The 20,960-nt window shown below is 72.3% G+C and carries 20 protein-coding genes and 1 pseudogene; 12 read left to right on the top strand and 9 right to left on the bottom strand.

Features of this window, described 5'->3' with window-relative positions:
- Positions 1 to 217: 217 nt before the first annotated feature.
- Both ACFWWU_RS11185 and ACFWWU_RS11180 read left to right on the top strand, forming a co-directional pair.
- The gene (locus ACFWWU_RS11185) at positions 218 to 1,483 is read left to right on the top strand and encodes an alanine racemase (protein WP_384142335.1); all 1,266 of its coding nucleotides are present in this window, start codon (positions 218 to 220) and stop codon (positions 1,481 to 1,483) included.
- An 11-nt stretch (positions 1,484 to 1,494) separates the two neighbouring features.
- Positions 1,495 to 3,102, top strand: a complete 1,608-nt coding sequence (locus ACFWWU_RS11180; RefSeq protein ID WP_384142332.1) for an amidohydrolase family protein — start codon at positions 1,495 to 1,497, stop codon at positions 3,100 to 3,102.
- A 25-nt stretch (positions 3,103 to 3,127) separates the two neighbouring features.
- Here the strand turns inward: ACFWWU_RS11180 and mptB are convergent, their stop codons facing one another.
- Together mptB and ACFWWU_RS11170 are read right to left on the bottom strand one after the other, a co-directional pair.
- Entirely contained in the window at positions 3,128 to 4,558 is a 1,431-nt protein-coding gene (gene mptB / locus ACFWWU_RS11175; RefSeq protein WP_384142329.1) for a polyprenol phosphomannose-dependent alpha 1,6 mannosyltransferase MptB, read from the bottom strand.
- A gap of 103 nt (positions 4,559 to 4,661) precedes the next feature.
- Positions 4,662 to 5,210, bottom strand: a complete 549-nt coding sequence (locus tag ACFWWU_RS11170) for a hypothetical protein (protein WP_384142326.1) — start codon at positions 5,208 to 5,210, stop codon at positions 4,662 to 4,664.
- Positions 5,211 to 5,328: 118 nt separating this feature from the next.
- On the opposite strand from ACFWWU_RS11170, the gene ACFWWU_RS11165 reads away from it, so the two are divergent.
- From ACFWWU_RS11165 to ACFWWU_RS11135, 7 genes are all read left to right on the top strand, one after another.
- Entirely contained in the window at positions 5,329 to 6,540 is a 1,212-nt protein-coding gene (locus ACFWWU_RS11165; protein ID WP_384142322.1) for a pyridoxal phosphate-dependent aminotransferase, read from the top strand.
- A gap of 80 nt (positions 6,541 to 6,620) precedes the next feature.
- The gene (locus ACFWWU_RS11160; protein WP_384142319.1) at positions 6,621 to 7,019 is read left to right on the top strand and encodes a hypothetical protein; all 399 of its coding nucleotides are present in this window, start codon (positions 6,621 to 6,623) and stop codon (positions 7,017 to 7,019) included.
- A gap of 172 nt (positions 7,020 to 7,191) precedes the next feature.
- Positions 7,192 to 8,322: a hypothetical protein gene (locus tag ACFWWU_RS11155; RefSeq protein ID WP_384142316.1), complete on the top strand. Its 1,131-nt coding sequence runs from the start codon at positions 7,192 to 7,194 to the stop codon at positions 8,320 to 8,322.
- Positions 8,319 to 9,539: a toxic anion resistance protein gene (locus tag ACFWWU_RS11150; protein WP_384142313.1), complete on the top strand. Its 1,221-nt coding sequence runs from the start codon at positions 8,319 to 8,321 to the stop codon at positions 9,537 to 9,539. Before ACFWWU_RS11155 ends, ACFWWU_RS11150 begins: the two co-directional genes overlap by 4 nt.
- Positions 9,536 to 11,167 (top strand): substrate-binding domain-containing protein, encoded by a 1,632-nt coding sequence (locus tag ACFWWU_RS11145; RefSeq protein WP_384142310.1) that lies wholly within the window; start codon positions 9,536 to 9,538, stop codon positions 11,165 to 11,167. Before ACFWWU_RS11150 ends, ACFWWU_RS11145 begins: the two co-directional genes overlap by 4 nt.
- Positions 11,154 to 11,744 (top strand): hypothetical protein, encoded by a 591-nt coding sequence (locus ACFWWU_RS11140; protein ID WP_384142307.1) that lies wholly within the window; start codon positions 11,154 to 11,156, stop codon positions 11,742 to 11,744. Before ACFWWU_RS11145 ends, ACFWWU_RS11140 begins: the two co-directional genes overlap by 14 nt.
- A gap of 17 nt (positions 11,745 to 11,761) precedes the next feature.
- Positions 11,762 to 12,712 (top strand): poly-gamma-glutamate hydrolase family protein, encoded by a 951-nt coding sequence (locus tag ACFWWU_RS11135; protein WP_384142304.1) that lies wholly within the window; start codon positions 11,762 to 11,764, stop codon positions 12,710 to 12,712.
- A 126-nt stretch (positions 12,713 to 12,838) separates the two neighbouring features.
- Here ACFWWU_RS11135 and ACFWWU_RS11130 read toward each other — a convergent pair whose 3' ends face one another.
- Positions 12,839 to 14,671: a phosphoenolpyruvate carboxykinase (GTP) gene (locus ACFWWU_RS11130; RefSeq protein ID WP_384142301.1), complete on the bottom strand. Its 1,833-nt coding sequence runs from the start codon at positions 14,669 to 14,671 to the stop codon at positions 12,839 to 12,841.
- A gap of 196 nt (positions 14,672 to 14,867) precedes the next feature.
- On the opposite strand from ACFWWU_RS11130, the gene ACFWWU_RS11125 reads away from it, so the two are divergent.
- A complete protein-coding gene (locus ACFWWU_RS11125) occupies positions 14,868 to 15,572 on the top strand; it encodes a hemolysin III family protein (RefSeq protein WP_384142298.1) in 705 nt (234 codons plus the stop codon).
- A gap of 34 nt (positions 15,573 to 15,606) precedes the next feature.
- Here the strand turns inward: ACFWWU_RS11125 and ACFWWU_RS11120 are convergent, their stop codons facing one another.
- Genes ACFWWU_RS11120 through ACFWWU_RS11110 form a run of 3 tightly spaced genes read right to left on the bottom strand, consistent with a single transcriptional unit; the run spans position 15,607 to position 17,816 of the window.
- On the bottom strand, positions 15,607 to 16,632 hold the full coding sequence (locus tag ACFWWU_RS11120; protein ID WP_384142295.1) for a glycoside hydrolase family 26 protein: 1,026 nt from the start codon (positions 16,630 to 16,632) through the stop codon (positions 15,607 to 15,609).
- A 1-nt stretch (position 16,633) separates the two neighbouring features.
- Positions 16,634 to 17,257 carry a vitamin K epoxide reductase family protein gene (locus ACFWWU_RS11115; RefSeq protein WP_384142888.1) on the bottom strand — a complete coding sequence of 208 codons (624 nt, stop codon included), beginning with the start codon at positions 17,255 to 17,257 and terminating at the stop codon, positions 16,634 to 16,636.
- A 55-nt stretch (positions 17,258 to 17,312) separates the two neighbouring features.
- The gene (locus tag ACFWWU_RS11110; RefSeq protein ID WP_384142292.1) at positions 17,313 to 17,816 is read right to left on the bottom strand and encodes a DUF5949 family protein; all 504 of its coding nucleotides are present in this window, start codon (positions 17,814 to 17,816) and stop codon (positions 17,313 to 17,315) included.
- A 149-nt stretch (positions 17,817 to 17,965) separates the two neighbouring features.
- Here ACFWWU_RS11110 and ACFWWU_RS11105 point away from each other — a divergent pair, with 149 nt between their 5' ends.
- Both ACFWWU_RS11105 and ACFWWU_RS11100 read left to right on the top strand, forming a co-directional pair.
- Positions 17,966 to 18,388 (top strand): tyrosinase family oxidase copper chaperone, encoded by a 423-nt coding sequence (locus ACFWWU_RS11105; RefSeq protein ID WP_384142289.1) that lies wholly within the window; start codon positions 17,966 to 17,968, stop codon positions 18,386 to 18,388.
- Complete coding sequence (locus ACFWWU_RS11100; RefSeq protein ID WP_384142286.1) at positions 18,372 to 19,238, top strand: tyrosinase family protein; 867 nt, start codon at positions 18,372 to 18,374, stop codon at positions 19,236 to 19,238. The genes ACFWWU_RS11105 and ACFWWU_RS11100 overlap by 17 nt, the downstream gene beginning before the upstream one ends.
- A 68-nt stretch (positions 19,239 to 19,306) precedes the next feature.
- On the opposite strand, the gene ACFWWU_RS11095 is transcribed toward ACFWWU_RS11100, so the two are convergent.
- The 3 genes and pseudogenes from ACFWWU_RS11095 to ACFWWU_RS11085 all read right to left on the bottom strand — a co-directional run.
- Complete coding sequence (locus tag ACFWWU_RS11095) at positions 19,307 to 19,594, bottom strand: chaplin (RefSeq protein WP_384142283.1); 288 nt, start codon at positions 19,592 to 19,594, stop codon at positions 19,307 to 19,309.
- Between the two features lie 288 nt (positions 19,595 to 19,882).
- Positions 19,883 to 20,395, bottom strand: coding sequence for a hypothetical protein (locus tag ACFWWU_RS11090; RefSeq protein WP_384142280.1), 513 nt, complete (start codon positions 20,393 to 20,395; stop codon positions 19,883 to 19,885).
- Between the two features lie 118 nt (positions 20,396 to 20,513).
- Positions 20,514 to 20,960: pseudogene (locus tag ACFWWU_RS11085) on the bottom strand (hypothetical protein); the annotation flags it as partial.

Below are 20,960 nucleotides of genomic sequence, written 5' to 3'. Positions count from 1 at the left end.
GGGTGCGTGTGAGGGCGCGGGTGTGTGTGAGGGCGCGGGTGCGTGTGAGGGTGCGGACGTGTCCGAGGTCGCGTCCGGGGGCGCGTGTCCGCTCACTCTCGGGCTCCCTGTGACTGTTACGGGTCCATTGACCCGGCCTTGGCCCGGATGTTAGACAGCCACGAGCAAGATACGCAATGACCGTTGCACACAATGCAACACTGGACGAGGAGGCCCCGTGCCCGACCTGGCGAGCGAGCGAGTCGACCACCGCTTCAAGGGACTGCCCCCGGACGCCGAGGGCCTGACCGTCGGCGAGCTGGCGGCCCAGCGCCGCTCCCTCTTCACCGGCGGCTTCACCACCCCCGTCCTCGCGCTCTCCGCCGAGTCCGTCGAGCACAACCTCCGCCTCCTGGAGGTCTACGCCGAGCGCCACGGCCTCGCCTTCGCCCCGCACGGCAAGACCTCCATGGCCCCCCGGCTCTTCGACCGCCAGCTGGAGCACGGCGCCTGGGGCATCACGGCCGCCATGCCCCACCAGGCCCGCGTCTACCGCGCCCACGGCGTGGCCACGATCTTCCTCGCGAACGAGGTCGTCGACGCCGTCGCCCTGCGCTGGCTCGCCGCCGAGCTCGACGCCGACCCGGACTTCCGCTTCGTCTGCTACGTCGACTCGGTGCGCGGCGTCGAGCTGATGGACGAGGCCCTGCGCGCGGCAGGAGCCGCCCGCCCCGTGGACGTCGTCGTCGAGCTGGCCGCCGGCGCGACCGGGCGGACGGGCGTACGGACCGAGGCGGAGTGCGCGGCCGTCGCCGACGCGGTCGCGGCCGTCCCCACCCTGCGGCTCGTCGGCGTCGCCGGGTACGAGGGCACCATGCCCGGGGCGGACGGCGAGCGGGTCAGGGAGTGGCTGCACCGGCTGGTCGGGCTCGCGGCCGACTTCGACAAGGCCGGCCGCTTCGACCCCGCCATCGGCGAGATCGTGGTGAGCGCGGGCGGGAGCGAGTGGTTCGACGCGGTCGCGGACGTCTTCGCGGAGATCCCCGGACTCTCCCTCCCCGTCCTGAAGCTGCTGCGCTCCGGCGCGTACGTCTCGCACGACGACGGCCAGTACCGCGAGCGGACCCCGTTCAACCGCGTCCCCGAAGAGGGCGCGCTCCAGCCCGCGTTCAGGCTCTGGTCGCAGGTCGTCTCCCGCCCGACCGCCGAGCAGGCGTTCACCAACGCGGGCAAGCGGGACGCGGCCCACGACCTCCACCTGCCCGAGGCGCAGGTGGTCCGCGACGCCCGCACGGGCGAGGTCCGTGCCGCCGAGGGTGTCACCGTCACCGGCCTCTCCGACCAGCACACCTGGCTCCGCACGACGCCCGAGGCGGACGTGAAGGTCGGCGACTGGGTCGGCATGGGCCTGTCCCACCCGTGCACGTCCTTCGACAAGTGGCAGCTGATCCCGCTGGTCGAGGCGGACGGCACGGTGGTCGACTACCTCCGCACGTTCTTCTAGAAGGAGTCGGCATGGACCTCGTCTTCCGCGACGCGGAGGTCGTCGACGGCAGCGGCGGCCCGTCCTACCGGGCCGACGTGGCGATCGACGGCGGCCGGATCGCCGCGATCGTCAAGGAGGGCGCCGCCGCCGGCTGTCAGCGCCCCACGGCCCGCCGGATCGTGGACGCCGAGGGCCTCGCGCTCTCCCCCGGCTTCGTCGACATGCACGCCCACAGCGACCTCGCGCTGCTCCGCGACCCGGACCACAGCGCGAAGGCCGCGCAGGGCGTGACCCTCGAAGTCCTGGGCCAGGACGGCCTGTCGTACGCGCCGGTCGACGACCGCACGCTCGCCGAGGTCCGGCGGACGATCGCCGGCTGGAACGGCGGCGCGCCCGGGGACACGACCCTCGACCTCGACTGGCGCACGGTCGGCGCGTACCTGGACCGCCTCGACGGCGCGCACGGCGGCCGGGGCATCGCGGTCAACGCCGCGTACCTCGTCCCCCAGGGGACGGTCAGGATGTACGCGGTCGGCTGGGAGGACCGCCCCGCCACCGGCTCCGAGCTGGACCGGATGCGGCGGCTCGTCGCCGAGGGCCTGGAGCAGGGCGCGGTCGGCATGTCCTCCGGCCTGACGTACACCCCCGGCATGTACGCGCCGGACGCCGAGCTCACCGCACTGTGCCGGGTCGTGGCGGAGTACGGCGGCTACTACTGCCCGCACCACCGCTCGTACGGCGCCGGCGCCCTCCAGGCGTACGCGGAGATGGTTGCCCTCACGCGCGAGGCGGGCTGCGCCCTCCATCTGGCCCACGCCACCATGAACTTCGGCGTGAACGAGGGCAGGGCGCCCGAGCTCCTCGCCCTCCTGGACGAGGCCCTCGCCGGGGGCGCGGACATCACCCTCGACACGTACCCGTACACGCCCGGCAGCACGACCCTCGTCGCCGTCCTCCCGAGCTGGGCGAGCGAAGGCGGCCCGGAGGCGGTCCTCGCGCGGCTCCGTGACGAGGAGACGGCGGACCGGATCCGCCACCACCTCGAAGTGGTCGGCTCGGACGGCTGCCACGGAGTGCCGGTCGACTGGGACACGATCGAGATCGCGGGCGTGACCGACCCGGGCCTCACGGAGCTCGTGGGCCGCCGCCTCGACGGCTGGGCCACGGCGCGGCGCCTCCTGCTCGACGACCGGCTGGGGACGTCGATCCTCCAGCACGTGGGCCACGAGGAGAACGTCCGGACGATCATGCGGCACCGGGTCCACACGGGCGGCTCGGACGGCATCCTCCAGGGCCTCAAGCCGCACCCGCGCGCGTACGGCACGTTCCCTCACTACCTCGGCCGGTACGTGCGCGAGCTCGGCGTCCTCTCCCTTGAGGAGTGCGTCGCCCACCTGACCTCCCGCCCGGCGGCCCGCCTCCGCCTCCCGGACCGGGGCCTGGTCCGCGAGGGGTACGTGGCGGACCTGGTCCTCTTCGACCCGGTGACGGTCGCGGCGGGAGCGACGTACGCGTCCCCCCGCACCCTCCCGGTGGGCATCCCGCACGTCCTGATCGACGGCAGGTTCGTCATGGAGGACGGCAAGCGCACGGACACCCTGGCGGGCCGCGCCATCCGGAGGACCCCGACGAGCTGAGGTGCGGGACGGCGGCCTGGGTCCGCTAGGTCCACGCCCCCGTCGCGTCCGGCACGGCGCCCCGCCGCGAAAGGACCGGCCACCGCTCCCGCCGCATCCACAGCAGCCCCAACGCCACCACGACCCCCGCCACCACGAACCCGTACCACGGCGTGCGCCCCGACGGCGCCGTCTCGTACACGAGCGCCGCCGACAGCACCACCAGCACCTGTCCGACCCGGCTCCGCCAGGCGACCGCCGCGACGACGGCCGTCCCCCACAGCAGGTACCACGGCTGGACCATCGGCGAGAGCGCGACGAGCGCGACCAGCGAGATCCCGAGGCCGAGCACCGGGTCCAGGGCCCCCCGCCACGAGCGCCACGCGAGCGCGAGGATCAGCCCGGCGGCGACGACGAGCCCCAGCTTCTGGACGACGCCCTTCACCGGATCGGGATCGTCCGCGACGAGCAGCCCGAGCGCGAGCCCGAGGTCGCTCGTCACCGAGAGCGCCGTGTGGATGGCCCCGGCGACGCTCTGTGTCCACAGCCACCCGAACCCGGTACCGGCGGCCAGCGTCGCCCCCACGGCGACCCCGCCCGCCACGAGCCCCGGCAGCACGAGCCCCTTCACGACACCCCGTACGCCACCGTCCCGGCGCGCGATCATGACGCCGATGAACAGCAGGGCGACGGCCGCCGGCGACTTCACCATCATCGCGAGGCCGACGAGGACGCAGCCGAGCACCCACCGCCCGCGCACCGCGAGGAGCACGCCGCCGAGCATGAGGCCGATCATCAGCCCGTCGTTGTGCATGCCGCCGACGACATGGATCAGCAGCAGCGGGTTGAGCGCGGCCAGCCACACCGCGCCGTCGCGGCCGCCCGCACCCCCGCCGAGCCCCCGTACGGCCCAGACGATCAGCGCGAGCGCGCCCAGGGCGATCAGCCGCATCCCGAGCACGGCCGGCACGATCGCCCCGCCGGTCGCCTTCACGACGACCGCGGCGAGGAGCAGGAAGACCGGACCGTACGGTGCCGGGGTGTCGGTCCAGTGGCCGCCGACGCTCGCCGCCGCGTCCGCGCCGAGGTCGCCGGGGCCGAGGACGGAGGGCCCGCCGCCGTAGACGTCGTGGCCTTCGAGGACCATCGCGCCCTGCGCGACGTAGCTGTAGACGTCCGCGCTGTAGAGCGGCGGGGCGAGGAGCAGCGGCGCGGTCCAGAGGGCCAGGGTCCCGAGCACCCCGTCCCGTACGCCCTCCACGAGCAGGACGCCGTACCGCCACCAGGCGGCGACGAGCAGGGTCAGGCCGAGGTAGGCGAGGACGGCGCCGGCCACGGCGAGCGCGGAGCCGCGCGGCTCCCACAGTCCCCAGCCGCCGCGTACGGGCAGCGTCCCGGCGGCCCACCCGCCCACGGCGACGGCGAGCGATCCGGCAGCACCCAGCCACCGGCATCCGGAGGCACTGAAAACCCACATGGCGTGCCAACCTATCCCGGCCGGGCGCGGGACCCGACCTCGCCGCCGGGCACCCGCTCCCGCCGCCGGGGACCCGGGCCGCCGACGACCGCCGTCCCGGGCCCTATCTCGGTCGCCTGGAGGAGCCCCGCCCCTTCCCCGGTTTCGTCGGCTGGTCGCCGGCGGGAGCCGCCTCCGTCGTCGGGCCGGCGGCCGGATCGGTCGTCCCGGACCCGGACGGAGCAGCGGTCGGTTCCTGGTCGCCGGCCGTGGCGGAGGGCGCCGCACGCCCCTGGGGCGACGCGGGCGCGGAGGCGGTGGCGCTCCCGTCCCCGCCGGAGCCCGACGCATCGGTCGGACCGGCCTCACCGTCGCGGGCGGACGGGTCGGAGGGGTCGGAGGGGCTGGACGGGTCGGAGGGGTCGGAGAGTCCCGACGGGTCGGAGGGTCCGGAGGGGTCCGCCTGGATCAGCGCGGGCGGTCCGCCGGGGCCGCCGTCGGGGGAGCCCGTGCCGCCCTTCGTGCCGGAGCCGCCCGCGAGCAGCGCGGCGGCGGCCCCGAGGACGGCGATCCCGCCCGCGGCGATCAGCCACACCGGACCGCGCCCCCGGCGTGCGGGGGCGTGGCGGCGGGCGCGCCGGGGGCCGGCGGCGCCGGGGTCGTGCTGGCTCATGGGCCCGAATTGTAGGGAGCACGACACCGCCGGTGCGACGGGGGTCACATCGGGGTGCCGTGTCCGACGTGTCCCAAAACACGAGGCGTCCCGCCCCACCCCGCCGTAAGCTCTCGTCATGCAGGTGATCCAGTCCACGAAGCTCGCCAACGTCTGTTACGAAATCCGGGGTCCGGTGCTCGAAGAGGCGATGCGGCTTGAGGCTGCGGGTCATCGCATCCTCAAGCTCAACACGGGCAATCCGGCCGCCTTCGGCTTCGAGTGTCCGCCCGCCATCCTTGAGGACGTGCTGCGCAACCTCTCCGAGGCACACGGCTACGGCGACGCGAAGGGCCTGCTGTCGGCCCGCCGAGCGGTGATGAGCCACTACGAGACGAAGGGCATTCCGCTCTCCGTCGAGGACATCTACCTCGGCAACGGCGTCTCGGAGCTGATCCAGATGTCGATGCAGGCGCTCCTCGACGACGGCGACGAGGTCCTCGTACCGGCCCCGGACTATCCGCTGTGGACCGCGTCGGTCTCGCTCGCGGGCGGTACGGCCGTGCACTACCGCTGCGACGAGCAGGCCGACTGGATGCCGGACCTCGCCGACATCGAGCGGAAGATCACCGACCGCACCAAGGCGATCGTGATCATCAACCCGAACAACCCGACGGGCGCCGTCTACGACGACGAGATGCTCCGCTCGCTGACGGAGATCGCCCGCCGCCACAACCTGGTCGTCTGCTCGGACGAGATCTACGACAAGATCCTCTACGACGGTACGACGCACACACCGACCGCCGCGATCGCCCCCGACCTCCTCTGCCTCACCTTCAACGGGATGAGCAAGAACTACCGGGTGGCGGGTTTCCGCTCCGGCTGGCTCGCGGTCTGCGGTCCGAAGCATCACGCGACCTCGTACATCGAGGGCCTCACGATCCTCGCCAACATGCGCCTGTGCGCGAACATGCCGGCGCAGCACGCGGTGGCCGCCGCCCTCCAGGGCCGGCAGTCGATCGAGGAACTGGTGCTGCCGGGCGGGCGGCTCCTGGAGCAGCGCGACACGGCGTACGACCTGCTGACCCAGATCCCGGGCGTGACGTGCGTGAAGCCGAAGGGCGCGCTGTACCTGTTCCCGCGGCTCGACCCGAACGTCTACAAGATCAAGGACGACCGGCAGATGGTCCTGGACCTGCTGCGGGCCGAGAAGATCATGGTCGTGCACGGGACGGGCTTCAACTGGCACGAGCCGGACCACTTCCGGATCGTCACGCTGCCCGCGGCGGCGGACCTGGCGGACGCGGTGACCCGGATCGGCCGGTTCCTGGACGGCTACAGCCAGCCCTGAACCCACCATGCCGGACATCACTCAACTTTAGACTGAATCTAAGCTAGGATGGCTCTCAGAGCACTCAGGAGGCCATCCCCATGTACGAACCGATCCGCACCAAGTCGGTCCACCGGATGGCCGACGACGACCACGCGTACCCGCACCGCTCCCGCGAGGAGGAGCTGGACATCCAGCTCGCCGGACACCTGTCCGCCCTGCTCGCCGTCACCGACGAGCTCGGCGACACGGAGGCGGGCGAGCTCATCGCCCGCCAGGTGGCGCGGCTGCGCGGCGCACCGCCCGCCCGCCACGCGGGCCTGAGCGGCTCGCCGACGCGGGACCTGCACCACAAGGCGCACGCCCTCGCGGGCCGCGCCCTGGTCGTCGCCGCCTCCCGGGCCGACACGGCCGCCGCGATCCTCGCCGCCGGGCGCATGGACGCGCACACCGCGGCACTGGCCGGGGAGCCCACCCTGGCCGCAGCCGGCACCCCCTGACGGCCCCGGTCCGCGCGGCACGAACCGCGCGGACCGGGCGCCACCCACCCGGGACGGCCGGAGCCACCGCCTCCCGTCCGCCCCCCCTCCGCCCGCCCATCCGGCAGCCATCGCTCCGGTTCGGTACCGGGATCGGCACTTCACCCCTCGTACACCCAACTCCCCCTGGAATGTGGGTTTCCGCGAGCACGCTGCCCGCGTGAGACGCATCCTGGGAATCGTCCTGGCCGCCCTGCTCCTCGGCGGCGTGGCCGCCGTCCTCGTGACGGGCGGCGACAAGGACACAGGCACGGCAACGAAGACCGTGCGAGGAGTCATCGGGTCGGAGAAGGCGGAGTTCTTCGCCGACCCGCAGGTCGTGAAGGCGCTGGCCACCAAGGGCTTCGCCGTGGGCACCGAGACCTCCGGGTCCTGGGACATGGACGAACTCCCCCTGGACGGCTACGACTTCGCCTTCCCGTCCTCCAGGGGGCCCGCCGACGGGCTCCGCGCGAAGGCGAAGACGAAGGACAAGGCGACCACCGCCCCGCTGCGGCCCTTCTACTCGCCGCTCGTCGTCGTCGCGCACAGCGCGGCGGCCCGGGTCCTCGCGGGCAACGGCCTCGCGACCCTCGGCCCGCGCGGGACGACCGGCACCCTGAAGATGGACGCCTACCTGGCCGCCGCCCGCGCCGACCGGACCTGGCAGCAGCTCAAGGGCTCCGCCGGGCACGCCGAGCTGAGCGGCACCCTCTTCATCACCTCCACCGATCCGGTGGCCTCCAACTCCGGCGCCCTCTACCTGGCGGCCGCGAGCTACGTCGCCGACGGCGGCAAGGTCGCGGGCGACGCCGCCGCCGTGACCCGCACCGCCCCCCTCATGCGCAAACTGATCCAGGTGCAGGGCGCCCAACAGGCGGGCTCCGACGCCCCGTTCCGCGACTTCATCAGCGGCGTCGGCAACCCGCTGGTCCTGGTGTACGAGTCCCAGGTCGCCGCCCAGCTCCTCGCGGGCAAGCCCATGGGCGACCTCGTCGTCCTCTACCCGGACACCACCGTCAACAGCGACCACACCCTCGTCCCGCTCACCGAGAACGGCCGGGCGCTCGGCGAACTCCTCGCCACCGACCCCGAACTGCGCAAGCTCGCCGTCCGCCACGGCTTCCGGCCGCAGGGCGCGGCGAGCGAGTTCACCTCGGCCACCGACCACCACACCGCCTACCTCAACCAGACACTGACCGGCGTCCGCCAGGCGCCCGTGCCCACCAGCAAGGTGCTGCACGAGATGGCGCTGCGGGCCCGCGACCAGGGGGACACCGCATGACCACGCCCGAGGATCCGAGAAGAACGATGGCCCTGACACCGCCCGGGAACGACAGCCCGCTCGTCCTCACCCCGCCGGAGCCGGTGGCGCCCGTCCGCGCCGAGCAGGTCTCCGGCGTCGTCCCGCTGGACGAGTCCACCCGCACCGAGATGTCCCGGCGGGCCGCCGAGTACGTCGGCTCGATCGAAGGACTCGACCCGCGCTCCCCCGAGTTCTCGGGCCGCATCGGCGAGATCACGGCGCTCGGCGCGGGCGAGATGCGCTCCGCCACCCAGCAGTCGAACCGGATGCTCGACCGCACGGTCCGCTCGCTCGGCACCGGCGCGTCCGCCGGCGACGCCCAGACCAGGGTCGGCGCCTCGCTCGTCGAACTCCGGCGCACAGTGGAGGACCTGGACCCCCGGGACACCCCGGCCAAGGGGTTCAAGGGGCTGCTCTCCAAGCTCCCCGGCGGCAACAAGCTGCGCGACCACGTCGCCAAGTACGCCTCCTCGCAGGCAACTCTGAACCGGATCGTCGGCGCGCTGCGCGGCGGCCAGGACGAACTGGAGCGCGACAACGCCGCGTTGCAGACCGAGCGGGCCCGCCTCTGGGAGACCATGGGCAAGCTCCAGGAGTACGCGGTGCTCACCGAGGCCCTCGACGCGGCCGTGGAGGAGCGGATCGCCGTCACCCCGGACCGGGCCCAGGCGGACGCGCTGCGCGCCGACGTCCTCTTCCCGGTCCGGCAGAAGCACCAGGACCTGCTGACCCAACTCGCCGTCTGTGCCCAGGGGTACATGGCGATGGACGTGGTCCGCCGGAACAACGCCGAGCTGATCAAGGGCGTCGACCGGGCGGCGACGACCACCCTCTCGGCGCTGCGGATCGCCGTGATGCTCGCCACCGCGCTGGAGCACCAGCGGAACGTCACCGAGCAGGTCAACGCGCTCCGGTCGACGACGGAGAACCTCATCGCCACCAACGCCGGGATGCTGTCGGAGCAGGCCGGCGAGATCCAGCGGATCGCGGCGGACCCGGCGGTGGGAGCGGAGACGCTCCGCACGGCGTTCCAGCAGATCTACACGACCCTCGACGCCATCGACACGTACAAGGTCCAGGCCACGGAGTCGATGGCCGCCACCGTCCGGTCCCTGACCTCCGAGCTCCAGCAGGCGAGCTCCCATCTGGAGCGCAGCCGCCGCACCAGCGCCCTGGAGGGTGGCGGCCCCGCATGACCCGCACCCCGCGCAGCGGCTTCCTGAGGCGTACGTTCGCCGGCCTGGCCCTCGCCCTGCTCGTCACGGCCACCGGCGGCGCCTGCTCCACCATCGACAACAGCTCCTCCGGCGGCCAGGGCAGCCGTCCGACCCCCGACCGGCACGGCACGAGCTACGCCCCCGGCACCCTGCGCGTCCTCGCCTCCTCCGAGCTGGCCGACATGGCCCCCGTACTGGAAGAGGCCCGCAAGGCGACCGGCGTCACCGTCCGCCCCACCTACGCCGGCACCCTCGACGCCGTCGAGCAGATCGCCTCCGGCGAGGCGGAGAAGGCGTACGACGCGATCTGGCTCTCCTCCAACGACTACCTCAGGCTCCGTCCGGACACCGCGAAGCGGATCACCGGCGAGACCCCGATCATGACCTCGCCGGTCGCCCTCGGGGTCCGGCCCGCCGCCGTCACCCGCCTCGGCTGGGACCCCGCCAAGGTCACCTGGTCGCAGCTGCACAAGGCGGTCGCCGAGAAGAAGCTGACGTACGGCATGACGGACCCGATGCGCTCCAACTCCGGTTTCTCCGCGCTGGTCTCGGTCGCCTCGGGACTCTCCGGCGCCCAGTCCGCGCTCACCGAGCGGGACGTCACCCGGGCCACTCCCCGGCTGAAGGAGTTCTTCGCGGGCCAGAAGCTGACGTCCGGCTCCTCCGGCTGGCTCGCGACCGCCTACGGCCGCCGCGCCGACGTCGACGCGCTCGTCAACTACGAGTCCGTGCTGCTGTCCGCGCCCGGGAAGCTCACCGTGATCCGTCCGTCGGACGGCGTCGTCACCGCCGACTACCCGCTCACCCTGCTCACCTCCGCCCGCACCGAAGCCAAGGAGGCGGCCGGCCGGCTCACCACCTACCTGCGCACCCCGGACGCCCAGCGGCGGATCACGGACACGACCCTGCGCCGCCCGGTCGTCCTCGGCGTGCCGCCGGCGTCCGCGCTCGCCGAGGACCAGCGGCGCGAGCTGCCGTTCCCCGGCAGCCGGGCCGTCGCCGACGGCCTGCTCGACGCGTACGACAACACCCTGCGCAGGCCCTCCCGCACGGTGTACGTGCTCGACACGTCCGGCTCCATGGCGGGCGAGCGCCTCGAACGCCTCAAGACGGCGCTCGCCGAGCTCACCGGCGACTTCCGGGACCGGGAGGAGGTCACCCTGATGCCCTTCGGCTCCGCGGTGAAGCAGTACGAGGTCCGTACGCACACGGTCGACCCGGCCTCGCCGAAGGCGGCGCAGGACGCGATCGGGACCGACGTCCGGAACCTCTCGGCCTCCGGTGGCACCGCGATCTACTCCAGCGTCCAGGAGGCGTACCGCTTCCTCGGCACGTCCTCCGGTGGCACCGCCCCCACCGACACGTTCACCTCGATCGTGCTCATGACGGACGGGGAGAACACCGACGGCGACCCGGCCTCCGCCTTCGACACCTTCTACCGCTCCCTGCCCGCCGAGCAGCAGCGCACCCCGGTCTTCCCGATCCTCTTCGGGGACTCCGACCGCGGCGAGCTCGACCACATCGCGAGCCTGACCGGCGGCAAGCTCTTCGACGCCCAACAGGGTTCGCTGGACGGCGCCTTCGAGGAGATCCGTGGCTACCAGTAACCGCCTCCTGCGGTACGCCGAGTCCCGCAAGAACCTCACGGGCTGCGCCGCCGGCCTGGCCGGCCTCGCGCTCACCCTCACCGGAGCCGCGGGCTCCCTGTGGCCGCTGGTCGTCGTGGGCCTGTACGGGGCGGGGGCGCTGATCGCCCCGCCCGAGCGTCCGGACACCCCGCACTTCCCGAGCGCCGACGAGCAACTGGACGCCCTGCGAGCCGACTTCACCAAGCTGCGCGCGTATCTGACCGAGGTGGAGCTGCCGTCGGCCACCCGCGAGCAGCTCACCGCACTCGACACCCTGATCGAGGCCCTGCTCGAACCGGGCTGGGTGAGCGACCCGGAGCACCTCCACGTCCTGGCCCGCGCGGTCCGGCTGGACGTCCCGGAGGCGGTCGACACCTTCGTACGGACGCGGTGGTGGTCGCGGTTCGCCTCGGGCGCCGAGGCGCCGGAGGGTCACCTCGAACGGCAGCTGGCCGCGCTCCACGAGGAGGCGACGGCGATCGCCACCGCCCTCCAGGAAGCGGAAGCCATCCGTCAGCACATTCACACGGAGTACGTGGAAGGGCGCGGCAACTGATCGACTACGGTCCGCACATGACACTTTTCGAGCACTCCGCATCCCGCCGCACCATCCTGACCGCGCTGGCCGCGGCAGCCACGGCGGGAGCCCCGGTCCTCGGCCAGCTCGCCGCCGCCACCCCGGCCGCCGCCCTGCCCTCCGACGTCACGCTTCCGGACCCGATCGAGTACAAGTCGAACACCCTCCTCTACCAGGACCCGAAGCTGGTCGAGGGCACCTCGTACAGCCGCCGTTACCGCCGCCACCAGCAGTTCGACCTCAAGATGAGCCAGAAGTACGACTTCCAGCGCACCGCGATCCTCGCGCTGCACGGCGGCGGCATCGAGATAGGCACGAGCGAGCTGTGCCTGGGCATCGCCGGCTACAGCCCGGGCAGCGCCCCGGGCGAAGGGATGGGCGACCCCGCGGGCGACCCGATCCTGCCGACCGTGCACGACTACTTCATGTTCGAGGGCCTGCTCTCCAACGGCAACGTTGCCCTGCACGTCACCTCGAAGAACTGTGACGACCACGTCGCCCTGGCGACCGCGGCGAGCCACCTCAACGTCCTGTCCCTGCACGGCTGCAAGTTCGAGCAGCTGAACCTGCCCACGGCCGTCTACCCGCCGACCGGAGACCTCGGGGTCGCCGTCGTCGGCGGCCTCAACGCCGCGTTCCGCTCGGCCCTGGTGACCGAGATCAACAACGCCGGCTTCCAGGCGGTCGACGCCTACGACCCCCGCTACTCCGCCACGCTCGCCGAGTTCAACGGCAGCCACGTCAACAACCCGTGCAACCGCACGATGCTCGCCATGGGCGCCCAGCTGGAGCTGACCACGGATCTGCGGAAGAGCCTCTTCGGCGACCCGTCGTCCCGCGGCGGCCGCGCGGAGACCTGGTACAAGTCGGGCGGCCGGTTCGAAAGCTTCCGCGACGCCTGCCGCCGGGCGATCGCCACCGTCGAGGCCGGACAGCCGATCCTGTAGCGGACGTGCGCCGGCCCCCGGAGCCTGAGGGGGCTCCGGGAGCCGGATGCGTCGTGATGGGCCGTCGTGACCCCACTGGTCAGGGCGGTGTTTCGGGGCAACCCACCACGAGTCTCGAAGGGACGACTAGCCCAGGCGCTCCACGAGCGCGTTGTACTGGTCCCACAGCTCCTTCGGCGTGTGGTCGCCGAAGGTGTTCAGGTGGTCGGGGACGAGGGCGGCCTCTTCGCGCCACACGTCACGGTCGACCTTGAGGAGGAACTCCAGGTCCTCGGCCGGCAGGTCCAGGCCCTCGGTGTCCAGGGACTCCGCGGTCGGCAGGATGCCGATCGGGGTCTCGACGCCCTCGGCCTTGCCCTCCAGGCGCTCGACGATCCACTTCAGGACGCGGCTGTTCTCACCGAAGCCGGGCCAGACGAACTTGCCCGCCTCGTTCTTGCGGAACCAGTTCACGTAGTAGATCTTCGGCAGCTTCGCGGCGTCGGCCTCGGCGCCCACCTTGACCCAGTGGGCCATGTAGTCGCCCATGTTGTAGCCGCAGAACGGCAGCATGGCGAAGGGGTCGCGGCGCAGCTCGCCGACCTTGCCCTCGGCGGCGGCGGTCTTCTCGGAGGCGACGTTCGCACCGAGGAAGACGCCGTGGTTCCAGTCGAAGGACTCGGTCACCAGCGGGACGGCGGAGGCGCGGCGGCCGCCGAAGAGGATCGCCGAGATCGGCACGCCCTTCGGGTCCTCCCACTCCGGCGCGATGATCGGGCACTGCCCGGCCGGCACGGTGAAGCGGGCGTTCGGGTGGGCGGCCGGCGTCTCGGACGCGGGCGTCCAGTCGTTGCCCTTCCAGTCCGTGAGGTGCGCGGGGGCCGTCTCGGTCATCCCCTCCCACCACACGTCGCCGTCGTCCGTGAGGGCGACGTTCGTGAAGACGGAGTTGCCCCACATGGTCTTCATGGCGTTGGCGTTGGTGTGCTCGCCGGTGCCGGGCGCGACGCCGAAGAAACCGGCCTCGGGGTTGATCGCGTAGAGGCGGCCGTCCTCGCCGAAGCGCATCCAGGCGATGTCGTCGCCGATGGTCTCGACCGTCCAGCCGGAGATCGTGGGCTCCAGCATGGCGAGGTTGGTCTTGCCACAGGCGGACGGGAAGGCGGCGGCAATGTACGTGGGGGCCTCAGCCTCGCCCGCCGGCGGGGTCAGCTTGAGGATCAGCATGTGCTCGGCGAGCCAGCCCTCGTCACGCGCCATGACGGAGGCGATGCGGAGCGCGTAGCACTTCTTGCCGAGCAGGGCGTTGCCGCCGTAGCCCGAGCCGTACGACCAGATCTCGCGGCTCTCGGGGAAGTGCGAGATGTACTTGGTGGTGTTGCAGGGCCACGGCACGTCGGCCTCGCCCTCGGCGAGCGGCGCGCCCAGCGTGTGCACGGCCTTGACGAAGAAGCCGTCGGTGCCGAGCTCGTCCAGGACGGCCTGTCCCATGCGGGTCATGGTGCGCATGGAGACGGCGACGTACGCGGAGTCCGTGATCTCGACGCCGATGGCGGAGAGCGGGGATCCGACGGGGCCCATGCAGAAGGGCACGACGTACATGGTGCGGCCGCGCATCGAGCCGCGGAAGATGCCGTCGGAGCCCGCGAAGAGCTCCTTCATCTCGGCCGGGGCCTTCCAGTGGTTGGTCGGGCCCGCGTCCTCCTCCTTCTCGGAGCAGATGTACGTCCGGTCCTCGACGCGCGCGACGTCGGAGGGGTCGGAGGCCGCGTAGTACGAGTTCGGGCGCTTCACCGGGTCGAGCTTCGTGAAGGTCCCCTTGGCGACGAGCTCCTCGCACAGGCGCTCGTACTCCGCCTCGGACCCGTCGCACCAGACGATGCTGTCCGGCTGGGTGATCTCGGCGATCTCGTTCACCCAGGAGACGAGCTCCTGGTGCTGGGTCGGGACGGTGGTGGGAGCCGCGTTGTCGCGCGCCACGATTGCTCCTTGTTGAGGGGTTTTTTGGTGTATGCCCCGTGGGGGCCGCGACCCGGATGCTTCGTAGCCGCTCATCCGGTGCCGACCGCACTCATTTGATCATCCGATGTTAGCGCCCATATGTCCAGAGGGCCGCACACGTGAGCATCGCCACTCATATCCGGGACCTACTGGTGCGTAGGTACGATTCGTTGTCATGACTGCAGCCACGCCGGAAGTGACCCCGACCGAGTACCCGCCGTCGGTCGGGAACCCCCCGGCGCTCCCGGTGAAACCCCGGCTCAGAGGCTGGCTGCACGCCGGCATGTTCCCCGCCGTGATCGTCGCGGGCCTCGTCCTCGTCGCCCTCTCCGACTCGCCCCGCGCCCGGATCGCCTGCGGGATCTACGTCCTCACGGCCTGCCTGCTCTTCGGCATCAGCGCGCTCTACCACCGCGGGAACTGGGGACCGCGCGGCGAGGCCGTCCTGCGCCGCCTCGACCACGCCAACATCTTCCTGATCATCGCGGGCACCTACACCCCGCTCACCCTGCTCCTGCTCCCCGACTCCACGGGCGAGCCGCTCATGTGGGCGGTCTGGGCGGCGGCCGCCGCCGGCATCGCCTTCCGCGTCTTCTGGGTCGGCGCCCCGCGCTGGCTGTACACGCCCTGCTACATCGCGATGGGCTGGGCCGCCGTCTTCTTCCTGCCGGACTTCATGCGCGCCGGCGGCATCGCCGTCCTCGTCCTCGTCGTCGTCGGCGGTCTGCTCTACAGCGCGGGCGGGGTCATCTACGGCATCAAGCGCCCGAACCCCTCGCCCCGCTGGTTCGGCTTCCACGAGGTCTTCCACTCGCTGACCCTCGCGGCCTTCGTCGTCCACTACGTCGGCATCTCCCTGGTGGCCTACCAGCACGCCTGACGCCCGCCGACCGTGCCGGTAGGCGACCAAACCCCTACCGGCGCGCCGCCGGCGCGCCCAGCGCACCCCGGACGATCCGCGCCGACTCCGGATTGTCCGCGCACTCCCACACTCCGTGCGGGCAGTAGTCCGTCACCGTCTGGTAGACGGGCCGGTGCGCCGCGAACCAGTCGAGCATCCCCCGCACGTACACCGGGTTGTCCCCGTTCCTGAAGAGCCCCCACTCCGGGTACGAGACGGGCTTCCCGTGCGCCGCCGCGAACCGCACGTGGTGTTCGAGCCCGTACTCCTCGGTCACCTGCTCCTCGAAGGAGAGCCCGGCCGGCTGGTCGTAGGCGTCCATCCCGATGATGTCGACGACGTCGTCCCCCGGGTAGCAGAGCGGCCACGCCACGGCGTCGAGGCCCCGGCTCGGGGTGAAGTCGAAGCGGAACCGCTGCCCCGCCACCTCCCGCAGCACCCCCACGACCCGCCTCCAGTACGCCTTCCAGGCCGTCGGGTCCGGGCCGCAGCGATGGCTGTACGTGGTGCCGTTCATCTCCCAGCCGAGCACCAGGACCGCGTCGCCGAGCCCGTGCTCCACGAGCCGCTCCCCCAGGACCCGGAAGTGCGCGTCGAAGGCACCGCCCGCGCCGCGCCGCAGCCCCGCGCGCACCTCCGCGTCCGGGAGCCCCGCCTCGTTGCGGTCGAGCAGCGGCACGTTCAGGACGAAGAGCCGTCCCGGCCGCTCCTCCTTCCACCGCGCCCAGGGCCCGAAGAGCGCCGGATGCCCCTCGATGTTGGACCAGCGGTCACCGGGCAGGTAGGTGTGCCCGACGGTCAGCGTCTCGCCGCCGAGCCAGGCCTGCACCTGCGCGATCCGCCGCACCCCGGCCTCGTCGGAGCCGGTGAAGAAGCCGGAGGGCACCCCGGGCAGCGGCTCCGGAGTCACCGGCGCCCGGCTTCCGGTGTGCCGCCCGCCGGGCGCGAGCCGCTCGGGCGCCGACAGGACCACGAGAACGGCCGCGAGCAGCACGATCAGTGCGGCCCGCGGCCGGGACAACCAGGGGAGGGGTTTCACGTCAGCTCGTCCAGAAGTCCCACCAGCGGGTCAGGATCAGCATCCCGATGATCCCGATGTGCAGGACGGGCAGGGCGAAGGCGAACTCGCCGAGGAAGGTCCGCACCCCGGCCGGGGCGGGCAGCAGCCGGGCCCGGACGTTGTGCGCGGTCACGTACCAGAACATGACGATGGTGGCGACCCAGGCCAGGCAGCACCACAGGCAGAGCGCGTTGATCTCGTACAGCGACTGGTACATGAGCCAGGTGCAGAAGCCGACACCGAAGAGCATCCCGGCGTTGAGGCCGAGCCAGAACCAGCCCCGGTAGCGGGCCCCGGCGAGCAGCCCGGCACCGGCGGCGACGACGACGGCGTACGTGACGAGCCCGAGCATCGGGTTGGGGAAGCCGAAGACCGCAGCCTGCTCGCTCTTCATGATGTTGCCGCAGGAGACGACCGGGTTCAGGCTGCACCCGGGCTGGAAGCCGGGGTCCTCCAGAAGCTTGAACTTGTCGATCGTGATCACCCAGCCGGCCAGTACGCCCGCCGCCCCGGTGACCATCAGCATCCAGGCGAACGCCCGGCCCGCGCCGAGCCCAGTCCCCGCGGTCTCCCGCGCGGACTCCTCCTGCCGCTGCCCGGGCATCCCGCCCCGTACGTTCACCGTCGCCATGCCGCGACCGCCTTCCGTTGTCTCGCGCTCAGCCCTGGAGGCGCCGCACCGGCATCAGGACGTGCGCGCACTCCGCGAGCATCTCCTCGTCGGAGACGAAGGAACGCAGCCGCGCCTCGTCGACCGGCTGCCCGGGGACGGCCTCGGGCCACGGGCGCACGGAGCAGATGAGGTAGACCTGGCCGCGCTCGCGGGCGGCGGCCTCCCACTCGTCGGGCACCGGGCACTGCACCTTGAGGAAGGGCAGGTTGAGCACGGCGGAGCCGCCCTCGACGATCAGCGTCGCGTTGATCCCGGCGTCCTTCTCCAGGTCGAAGAGCCGGTCGCCGACCGAGAGGTTCATGGACTCCAGGGCCGTCCGCAGCGCCTGCTGACCGGCCTCCGGGCCGTCCCGGCCGTCGCCGAGCGAATACGCCATGAGGAACGGCGTGCCCGCCGAGTCGGCGGAGGGCTCGCTGGACCACGGAATCACCGTGAGAGTTCCCAGCGGAGAGGCGCTGCGCGCCGAGGAAACGACATTGGAAGTGGTCATGAATCCGGATGCTAGTGGCCCAACCCCCCTCCCTCTTCGCCGATTTCACCCGAACGGTCGATATTCACGCCGCTGGCATTTCGAACGCAACGAACCCGGGTTTTCATCGTTGTGCCCTGAGGGCAATTGCCGACCCGAGGAGATCACTCATGATCGTCCCGCGCCGCGTCGCACTGCGGTCCCTCTTCGCTGTGGCGGTCACCGCCTTCACCGGGGGCGCGCTCGGCCGCATCGCGACCCGCACCCCGCCGGGAGCGCCGTCCGGGGCGCCGCGCGGCTCGCGCGACCCGCTCGCCTTCGACGAGATGTACGGAGGCCGCCGCATCCGGGGCTTCTCCGGACCCGGCGGCACCCCGGCCGCCTTCGTCGACGGCCGGCCGCTGCATCTGATGCGCTGCGCCGACGGCGGTTACGTCTCGCCGATCGACCACTACGCGTCCTGCCCGACGCCGCTGGCGGCCACCCGCGCCGCCGTGGACGAGCTGGGGGCGGCCCCGCTGTCCCGGTTCGCCGCCGCCCATGGCGTCCACACCGACCCGACGGGAGGGAGCCCGCGTGGTGTACACGCGTAAGAACCAGCGCGACCTGACCGGCGCCGAGCGCCGGAAGTTCGTCGCCGCCGTCCTGGAGCTCAAGCGGACCGGCGCGTACGACGAGTTCGTCCGCACCCACATCGACCACTACACGGCCGACGGGGAGGGGCGGCTGCGGACCGCCCACATGGCGCCGAGTTTCCTGCCGTGGCACCGCAGGTTCCTGCTGGAGTTCGAGAAGGCGCTGCGCCGGATCGACGGCACGGTCTCCGTCCCCTACTGGGACTGGACCCGGGACAACAGCCCCGCCTCGTCGATCTGGGGTGAGGACTTCATGGGCGGCAACGGGCGGCGCGCCGACCTCCAGGTCATGACCGGCCCCTTCGCCCACTCCGCCGGGCGGTGGAACGTCACGTACGCGATGTCCGAGACCCGCTTCCTAACCAGGGACTTCGGCCGGCCCCACGATCCGGTCGCACTTCCCACGCAGGCCCAGCTCGACGAGGTGATGCGGGAGCGGGTGTACGACGTGGCGCCCTGGAACTCGACGAGCGGCTCCGGCTTCCGCAACCGGCTGGAGGGCTGGGCCCCGGGCCAGGGCAACGAGCGGTTCCGCGTCCACAACCGGGTCCACCGCTGGGTCGGCGGGCTGATGCTCGGCGGCGGCTCCGTCAACGACCCGGTCTTCTGGCTGCACCACTCCTTCGTCGACCTGGTCTGGTCGCGGTGGCAGCAGCGCAACCCGGGCGCCGCGTACCTGCCGGCGGAGCCGCCGCCGCTGGGCGACGCGCAGTACCGCAAGGTCGTCGCCCGACACGAGCCGATGGCGCCCTGGGGGGTCACTCCGGCGGAGCTGTTCGACCACAGCCGGATCTACCGGTACGCCTGACCCCGCACACAGGTGTGTCCCCCCGGCCCGCTGGGGCCGGGGGGACACACCTGTCGAAACGGAGGGGATCAGCCGCCGTAGCCGCCGTTGCCGTTGCCGTTGTCGTGGCCGTGGCCGTCGGCGTTGATGCAGGTGTTGCCGAAGGCCGGGTTGAGCAGGCCGATGACGCTGACGGTGTTGCCGCAGAGGTTGACCGGGACATGGACCGGGACCTGGACGACGTTGCCGGAGGCGACACCGGGCGAGTGGGCGGCGACGGCCTCGGCGCCCGAGTCGGCGACGGCCAGGCCGGCTCCGCTGAGGGCCACGGCACCCGTGCCGGCGAGAACAGCGGCAGCCTTCGCGATACGAGACATCAAGAACTCCTTGGACGTGGAAAGCGACCGCAGGAATCACGGCCGACTCCCCTTCAACGCCGGTCACAAGGTCTGGTCACGGTCATTGCGCCGAACGGGACGAATGAAATCCGAAAAGATCCGAAAAGAGTTGGCCCGCGGACGGAGGGCGCCCGCCGCCGGTTACGACGGGACGGGCCTCGGTCCACGGGCCGCGGCCATGCGACGAGCCTTCTCTTGTAACGATCAACGACCCCGGGGGTGGCGGGGAAGAATCGTGTCTTCACCCGCGTGGGGCGCGCGACGCCGTCAGTGCGCGTTCGGTGCCAGGCCGAGCTGGGGGTCGAGGGCTCCGCTGAGCACGGGGGTGAGGAGCGCGGCCTGAGGCTTCGCCAGGTCCGGCAGACCGGCGAGCCCGTTGCCGCGCGGGGCCTCCACGGGGTTGCCGACGACGGCGCCGGGCGTGGACGCCTTCATCTCCGAGTGCGGGCTGCTGAGGAGTGCCCGGCCGGGGTCGCTGCCGTCCAGGAGCTCGGGCAGCGGCGCGTCCACGACGGTCTTCGGAAGGGTGCTGGTGAGCGGCACGCTGGGCAGGGTGAGGTCCGGCAGGGAGCCGAGGCCCTTCTGGAAGCCGGTGGGCGCGCCGGGCACGGGGACGGGCACGCCGGTGGCCACCGTGGGCGCGTCCATCGGCAGTACGGGCTCAAGTCCCTGGAGCGGGACGATCACCGGTGCCTCGACGGCGGCGGCCGGGGCGGCCAGGGCGGCGGAGGCGAGCGCGGTCATGAGGATTCCCATGCCGGCGTGAGAGCGCAGAGTCATGCTCTGTAGAACGAGCCGTTCGGGGGAAACGTGGCGGAATACCCCCGTGTGCAGCAACGCCCGAGGCCCTCACCGGTGAAGGCGAGGGCCTCGCTTGACGTTGCGTCAGTCCGCGGGGTCAGTGACGGCGGGAGATCCGTCCGCCCCTGAGGTAGACGACGGTGCCGCCGATGATCAGCGCCGCGCTGATGGCGGCCGCGCCCATGAGCGCGGGCTCGCTGCCGGTGTCGGGGAGTTCGGGGCCCGGCGGGGACGTGGGCGGAGTCGTCGGCTCCTCACAACCGGGCTCCGGCTCCTCACCGGGCGTGGGCTCCTCGCACTCGCCGGGCTCCTCCGGATTCGTCGGCGGGGGCGTGGTGTGCGGCGGAGTGGTCGGGGGCTCGGTGTGCGGCGGAGTGGTCGGCGGCTGCGTGTGCGGCGGAGTCGTCGGCGGCTCGGTGTGCGGCGGAGTCGTCGGCGGCTGCGTGTGCGGCGGAGTCGTCGGCGGCTGCGTGTGCGGCGGAGTCGTCGGCGGCTGCGTGTGCGGCGGAGTCGTCGGCGGCTGCGTGTGCGGCGGAGTCGTACG

Origin of the sequence: Streptomyces sp. NPDC058650, assembly GCF_042717315.1 — a bacterium.
Taxonomy (GTDB): Bacteria; Actinomycetota; Actinomycetes; order Streptomycetales; family Streptomycetaceae; genus Streptomyces.
This window is presented reverse-complemented; position numbering and strand designations above follow the sequence as displayed.